We start from the raw sequence: 18213 nt of genomic DNA on the forward strand, positions 1-18213 counted from the left end.
GGTCAGTCGACGTACCGAGCACGTTCGGCCCGTGCCGCCTCGTCGCCGTAGCGTTCGATCAGTGGCTCGTAGGCGTCCCCGAGCCCACGGAGACACTCCCGGGCGGAGTCGTAGCCGAGTTCGTCGGCGATCGCCGAAGCGGGTCGTGACTGGAGCACGCGCATCACCAGCAGCCGCTCCTCGCGGGCCGACAGCGCGGTGCTCTCCGGGTCGGTGAGGTGGGCGAGCGCGAGCCGTCGGAAGACGTGCGGATGGGTCTTCGCGAGCCCCGGGCCGTGGGCCGCGCTCGCGACGACCCGCCACTCGTAGGGCGAGCAGTCGTGGTCGGCGGTGACGGCGGCCCCGGCGAGGACCGCCCGAACGACGTCGGGGTCGAGGTCGCGGAGCGAGTCCGAGAGCGTGCCGCCGACCCGCTCGACGAACCACTGCGCGTGGCGGTCGTGGAGGGCTCTGCCGTCGTCGGTGAGCGGGTCGACCATCAGGACGGAGTGTTCGCCGCTGCGCTCGTTGCGTGTGGTGGCGAGGTAGACCGTCGAGAAGCCGTTTCGCCACCAGAAGTCGACCAACTCCGGTGTTGCACCGTAACCCACGCCGAACCAGTCGGTCTCGATACGTTCGCGGACCGAATCGAGGAGGTGCGACCCGAGTCCACGCGAGCGGGCCGCGTCGTGGGTGGCGATCCGGAGCACGCGCTGGCCGACCGCGACCCCCGCCTCCTCGTCGCGGAGCTGGCTCGTGAGCACGTCCGGGAGGAGGTGACCCTTGATCCGACTGCCCTCGTAGACCGCGCGACGGCGGTCGGCGGGGAGCCCGCCCTCACGCGCGAGGAGCGCGACCGAGACGACGTGGTCCCGATGAAGCAGGACGTGGACCGAGACGTTCGGCGCGTCGAGCAGGCGCGCGAGGTCGTTCGGCTCGGTGCGGTAGTGGGCCGCGATGAGCAGCCCGAACGCCTCCCGGAGCCGGTGTTTGTTCGCGAGCAGCCCTGCCGACTCCAGCCGTTCGTACGTCACGGTCTCCGGGGTCGCGTCGGCGACGAGCGGGTCGACGGGGGGCCGTGCGTCGAGACACAGCGCCCGGAACGCCCAGACCTCGACCGGGTCGCCCGCGGCGTACCTGATCGGTTCGTCGAGCCGCGCTTCGGCGACGTCGAGGGCGGAGTCGTCGAGCCGGTCGCGAAAGCGGACCGAGAAGCCACGGCCCGCCCCCTCGTAGCCGTGGACGGTGGTGACGAAGGCGACGGCCGGGGCATCGAGGAAACCTCCAAGGAGATCGACGGGGAGGGCGGCGGCCTCGTCGACCACGACGAGGTCGGCCGCCGCGGCGCTCTCGACGGCGGTGCTTGGGGGCTCGAAGCGGATCCGGCCGCCGCTCGCGGCGTCGATCCGACGTGGTCGGTCGTCGCAGTCGGACTCCGCGAGCGCGTCGAGCGAACCGAGGAGTTCCCGTGCGCGCTCGAAGACCGCGCCGGCGCTCTCGAAGCCCGGCGCGGTCACGAGCACCCGCTGCCCGGCGGCGGCGAACGCGCCGGCCGCGAGTCCGGCGGCGCTCGACTTCCCGCGACCCCGGTCGGCCTCCACCACCAGCGCGTTGCCGGGGGTTCGGAGGCGCTCGAACGCGCCGAGACAGTCGGCCTGGCCGGCGGTCAGACACGCCTCGTAGGCGGCGCGCGGGAACTCGCTGTCGGCGGGGACCGACGGCGTGGTTCGTGGGGGCCGTGGCGACGGGTCGGTACAGCCGTCGCGTTCGACGGTCTCGGTATCGACGTCCACGATGGCGATGCCGCGGTGAGCGCGGAGCGTCTCCACGAGGCGGGCCCTGAAGTTCCCCGTCACGCCGTCGGCCTCGAACGGCGTCACCGCGAGCGTGTCGTCGAAGCCGTCGCGCCGGTCGGGCCAGTCGTCGAGCGGCGGGGTCAGGAGGACGAACAGGCCGCCGCCGTCGACCGCACCGACCGCCCGGCCGAGCGCGTTCGGGCGGCACTCGTCGTGACAGTCGAGCACCACGCACTCGCGGGTGGTCCCGAGGAGCGCGTCGGCGTTCTTCGGCGCGACCCGTTCGTGGCCGAGCGACTCCGACTCACGAGCGGTCACTTCCGTCGTCGCGGTGGCGTCGATCCCGGCCCCAGCCAGCGCCTCGCGGGCCGCCGAGCGACACGCGTCGTGGGCACCCGCGAACACGAGGAGCCGACGCTGGTTCGCCCGGCGTGCCTCGTCGCGGAGCGCGGCCGCGAGGTCGGCGGTCATACCACCGTCTGGGAACGGACCGACATGGGTGCGTCGTTTGCCGGGTCGGCGGGTTTCTGACAACGACCGAAAATTTTAGTCGGTTCGTCACGAACGCCGGGACGAGATGGGCCCCGCGGATGCCGTGCGGGAACGACTCGACCGCCTCCAGGAGCGCTTTCGCGGCGATACCGGCGACGAGGAGACCGAAGAGTCGCCCTGGCGGCGGTACGGCTCGCTGGTACAGATAGCGGTCGTGGTCGCGGTGGCGTTCGGCGGTGCCATCGTGAGCACCGCCTCGACCGCGTTCGATACGGGGTCGCGGGCCCTCCGTTCCGGCGGTCCGGCAGTGCTCGACGCCCTCTGGCCGGTTCTACTCGGCGTCACGCTGGTCGCGGTGGTCGTCTGTGTTATCGTGGTCGTGCTCGGCATCCGAAACGTGTAGCGCGGGGTTGAGGAGGGGAAGTTTCCGACGGGTCCGGCTCAGTCGAGGTCGACGTCGACCCACTCGCCGTCGGCGCGCGCGGACTCGTAGGCGGCCTCGGTGACTGCCGTGACGGCGAGCGCGTCACGGGCCGTCGCGGGCGGTTCCGACCCGTTCTCGATCGCGGTGATGAACGCTTCCGCCTTGGTGGTCTGGCCCTCGTGGTCGATGTACGGCACGGACTCGGTGTTCTCGGCGTCGATCTCGGTGACCTGTCGGGGTTCCCACTGGCGGCCGTCGATCGAGACCGCACCGTCGTCGTCCCAGAGGTGGACGTGCTCGCGAACACACGGCAGGTCCCCCGAGACCGTGACGTTCGCGGTCGCGCCGTTGGCGAACTCGATCAGTACCGTCGCCTCGCTGTCGACGCGCTCCGCGTCGTCGACGAAGGTCATCTTCGAGGAGACCCGCACGGGGTCGAGCCCGCTGGTCCAGAGCACCGCGTCGAGGAGGTGACTCCCCGTGTCGTAAAGCATCCCGCCGCCCGAGAGGTCGGGGTCGGTCCGCCACGCGTCGACGAACCGCGGCAGCCAGTTCTGGGTGACTTCGGCCGTGATCCACCGGGGTGGCGAGTCGGCGAACCGGTCGCGGGCCGCGATGAAGGAGGGGTTGAGGTGGCGCTGGTAGCCCACCATCAAGGTCCGATCCGAGGCCTCGAACCGGTCCGCGATCTCCTCCGCGTGACCCAGGTCCGTCGCGAGGGGTTTGTCACAGAAGACGTGGAGGCCGTGGTCGAGCCCCGCCAGCACCTGCTCGTAGTGGAGGGTGTGGGGCGTGCCGATGAGGATCGCGTCGAGCGCGGCGTCGTCGAGCATCTCCCGGTAGTCGTCGTACAGGGCTTCGTCGGGCACCGAGAAGGAGTCCGCGGTTCGTTCGCGGCGTTCTTCGTCGATCTCGGTGATGGCGCTCACCGTCGCGTCCCGGTGGCGGTCGAACTGACCGCCGACGAAGGTTCCGATGTAGCCCGTTCCGATGAGACCGACCCGTAGTGGAGTGTCGTCCGTCACCCCTGAGAACGGGGGCGAACACCGCATAAGCGTGGCGAATCGGCCGCCTCAGCTGGGGTCCCCGATGGGCGACGCCCGTCAGTAGAGCTGCTGTTCGCGCTCCTCTCGTTCGGCCTCGCGCGCCGCCTCCTCCTTCTCGTTGCGCCGCCCCCGCAGGTACTGCTTCGCGAGCGGGACGAACTTGTGCTTGACGTCGAGGACGAACGAGACGAGGCCGTAGGCCCAGAAGACGAACAGCAGCGACATCCCGACGACGTAGACCAGTCCGATCTCCGTGACCATCGTCAGTCGTCGCCCTCGGCTTCGGTTCCCGTCGGGCTCTCGGTCTGGGTCGGTTTCACCAGCCCGTGTTCGAGCGCGTCGCCCGTCTCGGCGTCGAAGAGGTGGACCTTCTCGCGGTCGAGCACCACCCGCATCGTCTGGTCCTCGCTGATGTCGGAGGCGGGGTCGACGCTCATCAGGAGTTGGTTCCCGGCGGCTTCGGGGTCCTCGAGGTTGGTGTCGGCGGCCTCGTCGGCGAGCAGGAGGTAGACGAAGATCTCGTCGCCCATCGGCTCCAGTACGTCGGTCGTGACCTCGATCTCGGCGGTGGGGTTCGCGACCGACCCGGCCGTGTCGACGGGGTAGACGTCCTCGGGTCGTATCCCCATCGTGACCGAATCGCCCTGGCTCACGTTCATCGTTCCGGGGTCGAACTGGACATCGACGAACTCGGACTCGAAACCGTTGCCGCCGACGGTCCCACGCAGGAAGTTCATGCTCGGCGAGCCGATGAAGCCCGCCACGAACTGGTTGGCCGGCTCGTTGTAGCAGGTCAGCGGCGGGGCGATCTGCTGGAGCTTACCGTCGTTGATCACCGCGATCCGGTCCGACATCGTCATCGCCTCGGCCTGGTCGTGGGTCACGTAGATGATGGTCGTCCCGAGCTCGCGGTGGATCCGCTGGAGCTCGGTCCGCATGTGGACCCGAAGTTTCGCGTCGAGGTTGGCGAGCGGTTCGTCCATCAGGAAGACGTCGGGTTCGCGAACCAGCGCGCGGGCGATCGCGACCCGCTGGCGCTGGCCGCCCGACATCTCGCTCGGCATCCGGTCGAGCATCCCCTCCATCTGGACGGTCTCGGCCGCGCGGTCGACCCGGCGGTCGGTCTCGTCCTTGTCGAAGTTCCGGAGCCGGAGCCCGAAGGAGATGTTGTCGTAGACGTCCATGTGGGGGAACAGCGCGATGTTCTGGAAGACCATCGCGATGCCGCGGTCCTTCGGCGGGAGGTTCGTGACCTCCCGGTCGCCGATGTAGATCTCGCCCTCGGTGGGGATCGTGAGGCCGGCGACGGTCTCCATCGTGGTCGACTTCCCACAGCCCGACGGACCGACGAGCGTGACGAACTCGCCGTCGGGGATCTCGAGGTTCATGTCGTCGACGGCAACGATGTCGTCGTAGCGTTTCGTGACGTTGTTGAGGGTGACTTGTGCCATGGTGTTACTCCTTGAGTGCGCCGCTGGTGAGACCGCTGACGATTCGTTCCTGGGCGACGACCACGAGGATCGCCACCGGGAGGACGCCGACGATGCTCGCCGCCGCCATCAGGTTGTACGATGCCGTGTACTGGGTCTGGTAGCCCAGGATACCCCAGACGAGCGGGGCCCAGTTCTGGGCCTGCCCGTCGGTCATCAGGAAGGAGAAGAAGAACTCGTTGTAGACGCTGATGAAGGTGAGCACGCCCGCGGTGGCCACGCCCGGTGCCGAGAGCGGGATGATCACCCGGAAGAGCGCACCCAGTCGGGTGGTGCCCTCGACCCGCGCGGCGTCCTCCAGTCCGTCGGGGATCTGGCCGTAGAACGTGGTGAGGATGAAGATCGACAGCGGGAGGAACAGCGCGCTGAACGGCAGCACCATCGCCCCCGGCGTGTTGAACAGCATCGGACTGCTGAGACCGAGGATCTCGACGTTCCCGGTGAACAGCCGGAACAGCGGGAGCAGGAACGCCGCGGGCGGGAAGTACGAGATCGCGAGCACGAGGATCATCAACAGCCCCCGGCCGGGGAACGAGAGCCGGCCGAAGACGTAGCCCGCGAGGCTCGCGAGCGCGAGGACGATGACCGTCGTCCCGAGCGCGAGCACGAAGCTGTTGAACAGGTAGATGTGGAACGGCAGGCGCTCGAAGATGGTGACGAACGCCTCGGGGTTGAACCCCTTCGGGAGCAGCCCCATGTTCACGATGGCGCTCTCGGGCGTGAGCGCGAGCACGATCAGCCAGTAGAACGGGAACAGCGTCGTGATCAGGAAGAATATCGTCACGACGTAAAACATCGCGCGGTAGGTCCGGTCGGGGTTGCTGATCGACCCCTGGACCCACCGGGTGAGCGGTCCGGCGTCGTCGTCGGTCTGGGTGTCCTCGGCCTGTGCGCTCGCCATCTCAGATCCCCTCCTGGGAGTCGCGCCAGTACTTGACGATGTAGAACGAGACCACGATGGCGATGATCGCCGCCGTCACGAACGCCACCGCCGAGGCGGTGCCGTACCGGCGGGTACTGAACGTCGAGACGACGAGACACGACAGCGACGGCACCGTCGTACAGCTCGACGTGGTCTCGATCAGTCCGTAGATCCGCATCGCGTCGATCGTCCGGAAGAGCACCGCGACGATCACCGTCGGCAGCACCAGCGGGAAGGTGATCATCTTGAACTGCTGCCACTTCGAGGCCCCGGCGACCTTCGCGACGTCGTAGAGGCTGCGGTCGACGCTCTGGAGCCCCGCGAGGATGAGCAGCGCCATGAACGCGGTGGTCTTCCAGACGTCGGCGAGGATCAGGATGGGGAGCGCCTCGGCGCTGTCGACCAGCGGGGTGCCGGACATCCCGAGCGCCTGCGCGACGTCGACGCCGAAACCGATACCGGGCTGGAAGAGGAGGAAGAAGATCATCCCCTGGATCACGATGGGGACCGCCCACGGGATGATGATGGCGACCCGGACCCAGCGCCGGCCGCGGAAGTCCTGGTCGAGCACCAGCGCCTGGCCGAAGCCGATGATCGTCTCGAAGAAGACGCTGGCGATGGTGAAGATCAGGGTGACAACGAGCGCGCTCTTGAACGGCTGTGCGGGGTCGAGGAAGGGCTGGGGCAGCGCGACGGTGTCGAGCTTCCCGGTGAGGAGGTTGACGTAGTTCTGGAAGCCGACGAACTCGCCGAGCTGGGCCGCCCCGCTGATGCTGTCGGCGTGCAGCGACATGTTGAACGTGCTCACCAGCGGCCAGAAGGCGATCACCGCGAGCACGAGGAACGCGGGGACCAGGAGGAGATAGGCGAACGCCGCCTCGCTCAGGCCCTCCACCCAGCGGACCAGACTGGTGTACGCGCCGCCGCTCTGTGCACCTCGTTCGGTTGATTGTTCCGTTGCCATGGGTTATCCGTTGTAGTTTTCGATCGCGGTGAGTTGGCTCTGGAGCGTGTCCATCGCCTGCTGTGGCGGGCTCGACCCGTCCATCCCGGCGTGGACCTGCTGGGCGATCTTGCCGGACTGCTGGGGCCAGACCACGCTCACCGGTCGCGGGATCGCGTTCCGACCCGCCACCTGAAGCGTCTCGATGTAGTTCCCGACGATCGGGATCTGCTTCGCCCGTCGCGTGTTGAGGAGCTCCTGATTCGGCGGGAGGAGCCCGAGGAGCTCGAACAGTTCGAGCTGGAAGGAGGGCTGGGTCAGCGCCTCGATCACCTCCATCGCCTGTTCGCGCTGGGGGGTGTTCGGGTTCACGCCGATATGCCACCCGCCGAGCGCCGCCGTCGGCCCGCCGATGTCCCTGAAGTTCGATTGTTGCTCGGTGACGGCGTAGGGGATCGGCATCACGCCGAGTCTGTCCCCGAGCGCGTCCTCGGCCCCGGCCGCCGCGATGGCGTAGGGCCAGTTGCGGAGCGCCACCATGTTCCCGGCGGTGAACGGCGAGAGCGAGGAGTCCTCGATCCAGCTCAACACCGCGTTCGGGGAGATCTGTTCGTAGCCGTTCAACGTGTCGGGCGCGTTCGAACCGAAGACGAACGTCTTCAGCATCTTGATCGCGTTGACCACGGGCTCCTGGTTCACCGTCACGGGGCGGTCGCCGACCGGGCCCAGTAGTGTGTCCCGGCCGCCGAAGTAGGCCCCGCCCCAGCTCGTCATGAACTCGTTGAAGTCACAACACGAGAGACCCTCGTAGATGTTGCCCTGGAAGCCGAAACCGTAGTTGACCCCCGACTGTCGTTTGGTGTCCGCGACGACCTTCGAGAACTTCTTCCAGCGCATCGACTCGGTCGCCCAGTTCTCCTGTTCCGGGTTGTAGCCCGCCTGCTGCACCAGGTCCTTTCGGTAGAGCATGGTGGCGAAATCGGGGTACATCGGCACGGCGTAGAGGTCGTTGTTGTCGCCCCGTGCGGTGTTGACACTGGCCGAGAAGTACTTGTTGTTGATGCGATTGAGGAGGTTCTCGGGGAGTTCGTTGCTGAGGTTGAGGAGCTGGTCGCGATTGATGAAGTTGAGCGCCCAGCCGCTGTCCATATCGAGGAGGGCGGGTTCTTCGAGGTCCGCCGAGAGCCACCGGGTGTACTGGGACTGACGCTGGTCGGTGTTCGCGGGCCCCGCGACGATCTCGAGGTCGACGTCGTTCGACATCCCCGCGTTGCGGAGTGCCTTCTTGATCGCGGCGCTCTCGCCGGCCATGTCGTTGCTGCTTATCCAGCGAATGGAGTTCGAACTCGTCTCCGTACCGCCGACGGTACAGCCCGCGAGACTGACCGCGGCTCCCGCCACGCCGGCCGTCTTCACGAACGTCCGACGGGAGACGTCCCGGCCGGACGGGATCCGCTGTGGGTCGCCTTCATCTCTCATCATTATTAGGAAACCATACGCCTACTTATAGCTAGTGGAGACGAGCGCACGTGGGCGGGGGTGTTTCGAAGGACGGGGGCTCGACGACTACGCACCGACGTCGACCCACTCGCCGGCCGCGTCGCTCCGCTCGACCGCGTCGAGCACGCGCTGGACGCCGAACGCCGACTCGAAGGACGGCTCGAACGAGTCGCCGTCGCGAACCGCCGAGAGGAACTCGTAGTCCTCGTGGACGAACGTGTGTTCCCAGCCGAGGACGTGGCCCGGCGGCCACCAGTGCTCGACGTAGGGGTCGCTCTCGTCGGTCACGAGTACCGTCTCGTAGCCCCGGCCGTCGCCGCGGAGCACCTCGAGTTCGTTGAGCCGTTCGAGCGAGAACGCGAGGCTTCCCTCGGAGCCGTGGACCGCGATCGAGTGGTCGTTCTTGTGGCCCATCGCGACCCGTGAGGCCTCGAAGGTCCCCATCGCGCCGTTCTCGAAGGCGGTCTCGGCGGTGTAGGCGTCGTCGACGGTCACGGGTTTCGTCCCGCCGTCGCCCGTCGGGCGTTCCTCGACGAACGTCTGGAGGTGGCCGCTGACGCGCTCGATATCGCCGGCCTGCTCGCCGACGAGGAATCGCGCGAGGTCCACCGTGTGCGCCCCGAGGTCGCCGAGCGCGCCCGCGCCCGCGAGGTCCGCGTCCATCCGCCACGTCCAGGGGTCCTCGGGGTCCGCGCCCCAGTCCTGGAGGTAGCTCCCACGGACCTGCCGGATCTCGCCCATCTCGCCCGCGTCGATCAGGTTCTTCGCGTACTGGATCGCCGGCACGAACCGGTAGTTGAACGCACAGCCCGCGATGGCGTCGCTCGCCGCCGCCGCCTCGGCCATCCGCTCGGCGTCGTCGACCGTGGGGGCGAGCGGTTTCTCGCAGAATACGGGAACGTCGGCTTCGAGCGCGGCGATCGACGGTTCGGGGTGGATGTGGTTCGGACCGAGGTTGTAGAAGACGTCGACGTCGTCGATGGCGCTCTCCCAGTCGGTCTCGGTGTGCGAGAAGCCGAACCGGTCGGCGGCGTCGGCGAGCGCGTCCTCGTCGCGGCCGACGAGGGTGTGGCGCTCGACGTCGGGCGCGTCGGGGAAGAACAGCGGGAGCCGCGCGAACGCGTTCGAGTGAGCCTTGCCCATGAACCGGTAGCCGAGGACGCCGATATTGAGTCCCATATCGGGACTACAGCCGAGGCCGTCTTAGGTTTCGGGGTCCCGCCACCGCCTCGTGTCTCCGCCGGCTACCCGTCGAGACCGACCCGAGCACCCGTTGCCGCCGACTCGTAGACCGCGTCGGCGACCGCGATGTCGACCAGCCCGTGCGCCCCGTCGGGCTCGATCGACTCGCCGTGCAGCACCCGCGTCCCGAAGTACTCGAACTGCTCTTCGATCTCGTCGACGTACGGGCCCGTGAACTCGGCGTGCATCTCGCCACGCTCGACGACGACCTCGCGGTCGACCAGCCCGCCGAATGCCGAGTCCACGGTGATCCGACCCTCGGTGCCGACGACCTTCAGCTGGCTGTCCCGGTGGGCGTTGAAGCTCGCCGAGAACGAGCCCACCGCGTCGTCCGGGAAGGAGACCTGGAACGCGACGTGCTCGTCGACGCCGTCGAACGCCTCGTCCGGGGCGGCCGTCGTCGCCTGGACCGCGACCGGGTCGGCGTCGAGCAGGTATCGAGCCGTGTTCAGGGGGTAGATCCCGAGGTCCATCAGCGCGCCGCCGCCGGCGACCTCGGGGTCGATCCGCCAGACGTCGGTGGCCGAGCCCTCCGTCCGGCCGAGGAGGTCGAGCGAGAACGCGCCGTGGACCTGGACCGGGTCGCCGATGAACCCGTCGCCGATCAGTTCCCGGAGCCGTCGGTAGGCCGGTTCGGCGTGGAGCCGGTAGGCGACCATCAGCGCCACGCCGGCGTCGTCGCAGACCTCGACCATCCGTTCGGCGCGGTCGGAATTCACGTCCATCGGTTTCTCACACAGGACGTGTTTTCCGTGCTCGGCGGCCGTCTCGGCGGCCGCGAGGTGGTGGGCTGGCGGCGTCGAGATGTAGACCGCGTCGTAGGCCTCGACGGCCTCGCCAGCGTGAAAGGCCTCGTAGTCGAGCGTCTCGTCGACGTCGAACCGCGAGGCGACGGTTTCGATCTTCCCCGGCGACCCGCTCACGGCGACCGTCGTCTCACACCGGGCCGTCCGTTCGATCGCCGGTAGCGCACGGTCGCGGGCGTAGCCGCCGAGACCCACGATGGCGAGTCGGAGCGGTTCGCCGTCCGGTTCGGCCTCGGGTTCCCAGTCGCGGTCGTTGAATCCCTCGAAGTACCGCTGAAGCTCCATACGGCACCCACGTGAGTCCCCATAATATACCACCGGAAGCCGGCCGAGCGGTCCTCGGTGTGGTCGACCGGGGAACCGATGGGGAGTCGAAGAAAGCGCACGTATTTCACCCGGACGACGAAACGGCTGCCATGTCCAACCGACCACGCCGCGTCATCGTCGATACCGACACCGCCGGCGACGACAGCCAAGCCCTCCTGCTCGCCGCCGCCACCGACCGGGTCGCGATCGAGGGGGTCACGATCGGCGCGGGAAACGTCGCGTTCGACCGGCAGGTCGAGAACGCGAAGTACACCCTCGACCTCGCGGGGGTCGACGACGTGACCGTCTACGAGGGGGCGCGGGGACCGTTGCTCGTTCCGTTCGAGCACGCCGACCACATCCACGGCGAGGGTGGACTGGGTGGTGAGCGGTTCCCCGAGACCGGCATCCCCTCGGGCGACGCCTACGGTCCCGACTTCATCGTCGAGCGGGCGCGCGAGAACCCCGGCGAGTTCACGCTGGTCTGTCTCGCGCCGCTGACGAACGTCGCGCTCGCGCTCCGGCGGGAACCCGACCTCGGGGAGCTACTCGATTCGGTCTGGGTGATGGGTGGGAACGCGAACTGCCCCGGCAACGTCACCCCGGCCGCCGAGTACAACTTCTGGGTCGACCCCCACGCCGCCCGAAAGGTGCTCCGCGAACTCGACGTCACGCTGTTCGACTGGGGCGTCTCCGTCCGCGACGCGACCTTCGACGGCGACACCCTCGACGGGTTCGCGGGGATCGAGACCGAGTTCGGGGAGCTGTTCGGCGAGATCGCCGACGCCGGCCGGGCGTTCAACCGCGAGACCCACGGCGAGGACCAGGCGACTCAGCCCGACCCCGCCACGATGGCGGCCGTCATCGCGCCCTCGCTTGTGGAGGAGGCGGGAACGTACCACGTCGCCGTCGACGACCGCGAGGGCCTCACGCGGGGCTACTCGGCGGTCGACGAGAACGGACTGACGGAAGACGAACCCCGAACGAGAGTGGTCGAATCGTTCGACGGCGACCGCTTCGAGGCGATGTTCCGGGCGATGCTGCGCGGCGACGCGCCGGAAACCGCGCTCGAATGACCCGACAGCGGCGAGAATATTAGGATCTTCTTACAGACGATGTATTGAACGTGTGGTGGGAATACACGGCGTAATATTTCGTATTTTCACCGGCATTCTTATATCTATCTCGCCGATACCACGCCCAAAATGATTGGATGGCACACCGAATCGGCACGGTTCCGATCGTCCCGTGGATATCGTGGCGGGCCGAGGCTCGGTGTGTCGAGACGACGTGAGGGGTGTGTGCCATGAGCCAACCCGTCTCGACGACCTGTATGCGGTGTGCGGTCGGCTGTGGGTTCGTCCAGCGTGGCGTCGCGTCCGGCCGTGGTCTCGACACCGTCCGCGGCGACGTCACCCACCCGGTCAACGGAGGTGCCGTCTGTCATCGCGGTACCAGCGAGACGCAGGCCCCGTGTGGCGATCGGCTGACTCATCCCCTCGTCAGGGACGGCGACGAACTGGTTCCGACGTCGTGGGACGCGGCGCTGGAGCGGGTGACCGAGGAGTTCGGGAGGGTCCTCGAAACCGATCCGAATCGACTAGCTGTGCTGGGAAGCGGGCAGCAGACGAACGAGGCGGCGTACGCGCTGGGGAAACTGGCCCGTGGTGGGTTCGGGACGAGAAATTACGACGCGAACACGACCCTGTGTATGGCGAGCGCCGTCGTCGCTTACCGCAACGCGTTCGGGAGCGACGCGCCGCCGTGCAGCTACGACGACATCCCCGAGGCGGAGACCCACCTCGTGTGGGGCGCGAACCCCGCTGTCGCCCACCCCGTCCTGTTCGATTGGATCCACGACAGTGCGACCCGACCCGGAAGCGAACTGGTGGTCGTGGACCCGGTGGAGACGGAGACGGCCGAGCGTGCCGATACCCACGTGAGCCCCGCGCCGGGCGGCGACCTCGCGCTCGCACGCGCCGTCCTCGCCCAGGTCGTCGACACCGACCGGATCGACGCGCCGTTCATCGAGCGGGCGACCACACGGTTCGGGAAGCTCGTTCGTGACCTCCCCGACCCGGCGACCGCCGCTGCGGAGGCCGGTGTCACCCTCGATGCGGTCGAGACCATCGCGGCCGCCCTCACGCAACGGACCCTGCTCTACTGGGGGATGGGGGTCAACCAGAGCGTCCAGGGGACCGAGACGGCTGGTGCACTGATCGACCTCTGTCTCGCGACGGGGAACCTCAGACCGGGGAGCGGGCCGTTCTCGCTCGCCGGGCAGGCCAACTCCCTCGGCGCGCGATCGTTCTCCCCGAAGGGGACCTGGCCGGGCCACCGTGACTTCGCAGACCCCGACGAGCGCGCCGTCGTCGCCGACCACTGGGGGATACCCGTCGAACGCTTACCGGACACCACGGGCCCCGGTCCCGTGGGGGTCGTCGAGGCGGCCGGCACGGACGTCGACGCTCTCTGGACGGTCGCGTCGAACCCCGTCACGGCGTTGCCCGACAAACACGCCGTTCGCGAGCGGTTCGAGGACGCCTTTCTGGTTGTCCAGGACGCCTTCCGGAACGAGACGGCCGAGTTCGCCGACGTGGTGTTGCCCGCGGCGACCTGGGGTGAGGTCGAGGGAACCACGACGAACATGGACCGCCGGATCTCCCGTATCCGAGCCGCGACCGATCCCCCGAACGGGGTTCCGACCGACCTCGACCTCGTCACGACCATCGGCGAGCGCCTCTCGCCGGGGCTGTTCGAGGCCACCACGCCATCGGCGGTGTTCGACGAGTGCGTCGGGCTCACATCGGGAACGACCGCCGACTGTTCGGGCATCAGCTACGATCGCCTCGACCGGGAGCGGGCAGTGCGCTGGCCCGCCCCCGATCCGGACTCGGCGGGCGGCTACCGCTACTGCCGCGAGACCGAGGGTGGGGCCGAGTGGCGGTTCCCGATGCCGACCGGTCGGGCGCGGTTCTCGTGGGGTGTCACCGGCGACCCCGCCGAACCACCGACCGAGACGTACCCGTTGACGCTGACGACCGGACGGCGACCGGAGCGCTACAACACGGGCGTCCGTTCGCCGGAGTCCGACTCGTCGACGCCGGTCGCTCGCGTCAACCCGGAGACGGCAGCGACGCTCGGCGACGACGATCCGGATCTGGAAGCCGATGTCCGGGTCGAGTCGCGCCGTGGGTCGGTGCTCGCGGCCCTCGACCCGGACCCCGCCGTCCCCGAGGGGCTGGTCTGGCTGCCGGTCCACCATCCCGCCACGAACGAACTCACCATCGCGGCGCTCGACCCCGAGTCGGCGGAGCCGAACTACAAGCAGTGCGCGGTGCGACTCGCGCCGGTCGAACGGTGGAAACCGAAACCGGCCTGAGCCGAACGTATCGGACCGTCCGAGACCTGATACTCGTTACTTGCGGCCGGATCGGATATCGTCGGCGAACCGTCGAAACCCGCACGCGGACGACCCGTTGGCCGAGTGAAAAAGGCGTGCGCAGCGGTCAGTCAGTCGTCGCTGGTCGGCTGGCCGTCGTCGGTGCGGTCGAGCAAGCCGTCGACGTTCGCGCGACGGGCGATCTGGGGTCGATAGACCCACGCGTTGATTGCCACGATCGGGACCATCACGACGAGCGCGACGAGCGCGTAGCCGAGGTGGAGGTTCGGCATGAGCGTCGAGGCGTAGACCAGCGGGAAGGCGATCCCCCCGACGGTACCGATCCCGCCGACGACGCCCGAGACCGTCCCCGAGCTGTTCGGGAACATCGCGGGGACCTGCGCGAAGATCGCGCCTTCGGCGAACGCACACGCCGCCCCGACGAGGAAGCCCGCCCCGACCGCGAGCAACAGCACGCCCGAGAGCCCCGCCAGCGTCATCCCGATCATCGTGACGACGATCAGCGCGAGCGAGACGAACGTCCACTGTTCGCGGTAGCGCCCCTCGAAGAACGGCAGGATGTCCCGTTCCCGCCGGGCGAGCACGTCGCTGATGTAGCCCCCGAACGGCCGGAGCAGCCCCGCCGCGAGCGAGAACGTCGCCGCGAACGTGCTCGCGAGCACGAGGTCGCTCGTCCCGAAGCCCTCGCGGTAGTAGGTCGCGAGCCAGCCGTTCATCGAGAGTTCGAGCCCGAAGCTCATGAGGTAGCCGAGCGCGAGCACCACGGTGCCGTACCGTGTGGCGGTGTAGATCCACTGTTTGAGGCTGGCGTTGTCGGCAGTGGCCCGACGGCGCTCCTCGCTCGACGCCGCCTCGCCGACCGCGTAGTAGACGACCGCGAGCAGGATCGAGACCACGCCGGTGTAGAAGAAGGCCGCCCGCCAGTTGGTCTCGAACAACGGGCCGCTCCAGTCCGCGCCGAAGATTCGCGGGAGCAACAGCGCACCCGCCGCCGCGCCAGCGTTCCCGATCCCGGCGTAGACACCCTCGGCGGTGCCGAGGCGCTCCTCCTCGAACCACTCCGAGACGTGCTGGATGCCGATCACGAACGTGATCCCCGCGGTGGCGACGATCAGCCGGACGACGAAGAAGAGCGCGTAGCTCTGGGCGAACGCGCTGACGATCGAGAAGACGCCGACGTAGCCGAGCACGATCGCGAAGACGACGGGGGCACCGTACTTGTCCGAGAGCCAGCCGGTCAGGATCCGGCCGAACGGCGCGAGCCAGATGTTCGCGCTCGCGAGGAGGCCGATCTCGGCGAGCGAGAGGCCGAACTCCTCGGCCATCGGGCCCGTGAACGGCGCGAACGAGAACCAGATCAGAAAGGAGAAGTTGAAGCTCACGGTCGCGAGCAGCAACGTCCGCCACTTCGTCATCCTGACGAGGCTCATCTGCTCACCTCGCCATCGCTACCGAGTGGACGAGCCACCCCGCCGTCGTGGAGCACCGCGCGGGCGGCACCGGAATCGGCCGACTGGTCGGTGGCGACGAGGCGGACCGCACACTGTTTGTAGTTGGGTTCGTTCGACTCGGGGTCGGTGGCGGGTATCGTGAGCCGGTTGGTCGCGGGGTGGTGGACCGGCAGCCAGACCATCCCCTCCGGGATCGCTGCGTCGGGAACCGCCGACACCGGGACCGAAGCCCGTCTCGATTCGACGGTCAGCCGGTCGTCACCGGGTTCGGCGAACCGGTCGAGTGTCGTCGGGTCGACGCGCGCGACTGGGTCGCCGGGTTCGTCGACCGAATCGCGGGTTCTGACGCCGGTGTTGTAGGCGTCGGCCTCGCGGGCCGTCGTCAGGGTGAGGGGATACTCGTCGGTCGTTGGTTCGGGAACTCCTCCATCGACCTCGGTCGAGAAGCGTGCGCGACCCGTCGCGGTCGGAAATTCCCAGGTAGCCGACCCCGAATCGGGGTCGTAGTAGCGGTAGCCGCCCGCCGAATCCGGATCGGGGGCGGGCCAGCGCACTGCCCGCTCCCGGTCGAGGCGATCGTAACTGATGCCCGAACAGTCGGCGGTCGTTCCCGCCGTGAGCGCGACGAACTCCTCGAAAACTCCCTCCGGGTCGCGCGCGTCGAACAGTCCGGGAACGAGTCGGTCCCCGACGGTGGTGACGATGTCGAGGTCGGTTCTGACTTCCGAGGGGGGTTCGGTCGCGGCGCGGACCCGCGAGACGGTCCGCTCCATGTTCATGGTGGTGCCTTCGGACTCCCCCCACGTCGCCGCGGGCAACACCACGTCCGCGAGGTCGGCCGTCTCGCTCCGGAAAGCGTCCTGCACGACCAGGAAGACGTCGTCGAGGCGGTCTCGGGCCGCCGTCGCGTCGGGGAGCCCCGCGACCGGGTTCGTCGCCACCGCCCAGACCGCCTCGACCGGCCCGTCGTCGATGGCCTCGACGATCCCTACGGGACCGGGACCGGTGTCCTCCGGGAGCCGCTCTTCCGGGATTCCCCACGCGTCCGCAACGACAGCGCGTTCGTCGGGGTCGGCGAAGTCGCGGTGGCCCGGCCACGTTCCCTTCGACGAACACACCCGGGTGCCCATTGAGTTTGCTTGACCGGTGAGCGAGAACGGGCCGGAGCCCGGACCCAGGTTGCCGGTGGCCAGACAGAGGTCGATCAGCGCCCGCGCGGTCGCCGTTCCGCGAGTGCTCTGGTTGACCCCCATCCCCCAGTAGAGCAACGTCGGGTCGGCGAGCGCCTCGACGAGCGTGTCGACCGCGTCGAGCGAGACACCAGCGGTCGCGGCCGCCGATTCGGCTGGCGGAAGCTCATCACGGAGCGCGTCGAACCTGTCGGTGGCGTTCTCGACGAATTCGCGATCCACGAGGTCGCGGTCAAGGATACGAGCGAGAACCGCACGCGCGAGCGCGAGGTCGCCGCCCGGTGCGAGGCCGACGTGAGTGTCGGCCCGTTCGGCCGTCTCCGTCTCCACCGGATCCACGACGACGAGCCGGCTTCCCTCCTCGCGGGCGCTTTCGGCCATCCACCGGTACATGACTGGATGGGCGACGGCGGGGTTCGCGCCCCACACGAGGTGCGTTTCCGCCTTCGGAACGTCCTCGTAGGTGCAGGGTGGGGCATCACTCCCGAAGGCGTCGTAGTAGGCCGTCACCGCGCTCGCCATGCAGAGCGTGGTGTTCGCGTCGTAGAACCTGGTTCCAAAGCCCCCGCGTGCGAGTTTCCCCAGCGCGTACGCCGCCTCGTTCGTCTGCTGCCCGCTGCCGAGGACCGCGAGGCCGTCCGGATCGGTTTCGAGGACCCTCTCGAACTCGTTTACCACCCGATCCAGCGCGACGTCCCACGTCGTCGAGACGAGCGCGCCGTCGCGGCGGACCTTCGGCCGGGTCAGCCACTCGCCGCTTGGATTCGCGCTCTCGCGGATGCCGCGCGGGCACGCGAGCCCCTGGTTCACGGGATGGGCGACGTCGCCCCGAACCGAGGCGATACCGTGGCCGAGGTCGACCCCCTCGTGGACGTGTCCACAGCCGACCGCACACCGCATGCACGTCGTCGGGACCGGTTCGCCCATCTCACCCCCTCCTGCTGACCATCGCCTCGCCCCGCTCGGCGGCCGCCGCGGCGGCTTCGAGGTCGGCTGCGAGCGTCCGGGCTTGCTCGGGTGCGAGCGGAACGCGGTCGACGTGGTGCGGGAGGATTTCGGTACTCCCGTCGAGTTCGAAACCGAGTTCGACCCGGTCCTCGCCGCGCGGCGATTCGACGTCGAGGACGGCGATCGATTCGCGGGTCCAGCCGTCGCCCTCGGCGCGCGCCGGGAGGTGGTCGAACGTAGTTCGCGAGGTGACGTCGAGGAAGCGCCGATGCATC

At 68.6% G+C, this 18213-nt stretch carries 15 protein-coding genes; 3 read left to right on the top strand and 12 right to left on the bottom strand.

From position 1 onward, the window contains the following. Positions 1–2: 2 nt before the first annotated feature. Positions 3–2246 carry a tRNA(Met) cytidine acetyltransferase TmcA gene (gene tmcA / locus D3261_RS07795; protein WP_120071129.1) on the bottom strand — a complete coding sequence of 748 codons (2244 nt, stop codon included), beginning with the start codon at positions 2244–2246 and terminating at the stop codon, positions 3–5. Positions 2247–2352: 106 nt separating this feature from the next. On the opposite strand from tmcA, the gene D3261_RS07800 reads away from it, so the two are divergent. Beyond that, positions 2353–2670, top strand: a complete 318-nt coding sequence (locus tag D3261_RS07800; RefSeq protein ID WP_120071131.1) for a hypothetical protein — start codon at positions 2353–2355, stop codon at positions 2668–2670. A 38-nt stretch (positions 2671–2708) separates the two neighbouring features. Here D3261_RS07800 and D3261_RS07805 read toward each other — a convergent pair whose 3' ends face one another. From D3261_RS07805 to gfo6, 8 genes are all read right to left on the bottom strand, one after another. Then, positions 2709–3716 carry a Gfo/Idh/MocA family protein gene (locus D3261_RS07805; protein WP_233553932.1) on the bottom strand — a complete coding sequence of 336 codons (1008 nt, stop codon included), beginning with the start codon at positions 3714–3716 and terminating at the stop codon, positions 2709–2711. A gap of 78 nt (positions 3717–3794) precedes the next feature. Next, positions 3795–3998 (bottom strand): hypothetical protein, encoded by a 204-nt coding sequence (locus D3261_RS07810; RefSeq protein WP_120071135.1) that lies wholly within the window; start codon positions 3996–3998, stop codon positions 3795–3797. Between the two features lie 2 nt (positions 3999–4000). Continuing rightward, positions 4001–5188 (bottom strand): ABC transporter ATP-binding protein, encoded by a 1188-nt coding sequence (locus tag D3261_RS07815; protein ID WP_120071137.1) that lies wholly within the window; start codon positions 5186–5188, stop codon positions 4001–4003. A gap of 4 nt (positions 5189–5192) precedes the next feature. Further along, positions 5193–6128, bottom strand: coding sequence for a carbohydrate ABC transporter permease (locus D3261_RS07820; protein WP_120071139.1), 936 nt, complete (start codon positions 6126–6128; stop codon positions 5193–5195). A gap of 1 nt (position 6129) precedes the next feature. Then, positions 6130–7113, bottom strand: coding sequence for a carbohydrate ABC transporter permease (locus D3261_RS07825; protein ID WP_120071142.1), 984 nt, complete (start codon positions 7111–7113; stop codon positions 6130–6132). A gap of 3 nt (positions 7114–7116) precedes the next feature. Continuing rightward, the gene (locus D3261_RS07830) at positions 7117–8574 is read right to left on the bottom strand and encodes a substrate-binding domain-containing protein (protein WP_120071144.1); all 1458 of its coding nucleotides are present in this window, start codon (positions 8572–8574) and stop codon (positions 7117–7119) included. An 84-nt stretch (positions 8575–8658) separates the two neighbouring features. Continuing rightward, the gene (locus D3261_RS07835) at positions 8659–9771 is read right to left on the bottom strand and encodes a Gfo/Idh/MocA family protein (RefSeq protein ID WP_120071146.1); all 1113 of its coding nucleotides are present in this window, start codon (positions 9769–9771) and stop codon (positions 8659–8661) included. 65 nt (positions 9772–9836) lie between these two features. Next, entirely contained in the window at positions 9837–10925 is a 1089-nt protein-coding gene (gene gfo6, locus D3261_RS07840; RefSeq protein WP_120071149.1) for a D-xylose 1-dehydrogenase Gfo6, read from the bottom strand. 131 nt (positions 10926–11056) lie between these two features. Here gfo6 and D3261_RS07845 point away from each other — a divergent pair, with 131 nt between their 5' ends. Further along, positions 11057–12022 (top strand): nucleoside hydrolase, encoded by a 966-nt coding sequence (locus D3261_RS07845; RefSeq protein WP_120071269.1) that lies wholly within the window; start codon positions 11057–11059, stop codon positions 12020–12022. A gap of 230 nt (positions 12023–12252) precedes the next feature. Further along, positions 12253–14328, top strand: coding sequence for an assimilatory nitrate reductase NasA (gene nasA, locus D3261_RS07850; RefSeq protein WP_233553933.1), 2076 nt, complete (start codon positions 12253–12255; stop codon positions 14326–14328). A 131-nt stretch (positions 14329–14459) separates the two neighbouring features. On the opposite strand, the gene D3261_RS07855 is transcribed toward nasA (D3261_RS07850), so the two are convergent. Genes D3261_RS07855 through D3261_RS07865 form a run of 3 tightly spaced genes read right to left on the bottom strand, consistent with a single transcriptional unit; the run spans position 14460 to position 18212 of the window. Then, positions 14460–15764, bottom strand: coding sequence for an MFS transporter (locus D3261_RS07855; protein WP_394337575.1), 1305 nt, complete (start codon positions 15762–15764; stop codon positions 14460–14462). An 11-nt stretch (positions 15765–15775) separates the two neighbouring features. After that, entirely contained in the window at positions 15776–17917 is a 2142-nt protein-coding gene (gene nasA, locus D3261_RS07860; RefSeq protein ID WP_233553934.1) for an assimilatory nitrate reductase NasA, read from the bottom strand. Position 17918: 1 nt separating this feature from the next. Further along, on the bottom strand, positions 17919–18212 hold the full coding sequence (locus tag D3261_RS07865) for a DUF6360 family protein (protein ID WP_120071154.1): 294 nt from the start codon (positions 18210–18212) through the stop codon (positions 17919–17921). Position 18213 lies beyond the last annotated feature (1 nt).

This window comes from Halococcus sp. IIIV-5B, assembly GCF_003602035.1.
GTDB lineage: Archaea > Halobacteriota > Halobacteria > Halobacteriales > Halococcaceae > Halococcus > Halococcus salsus.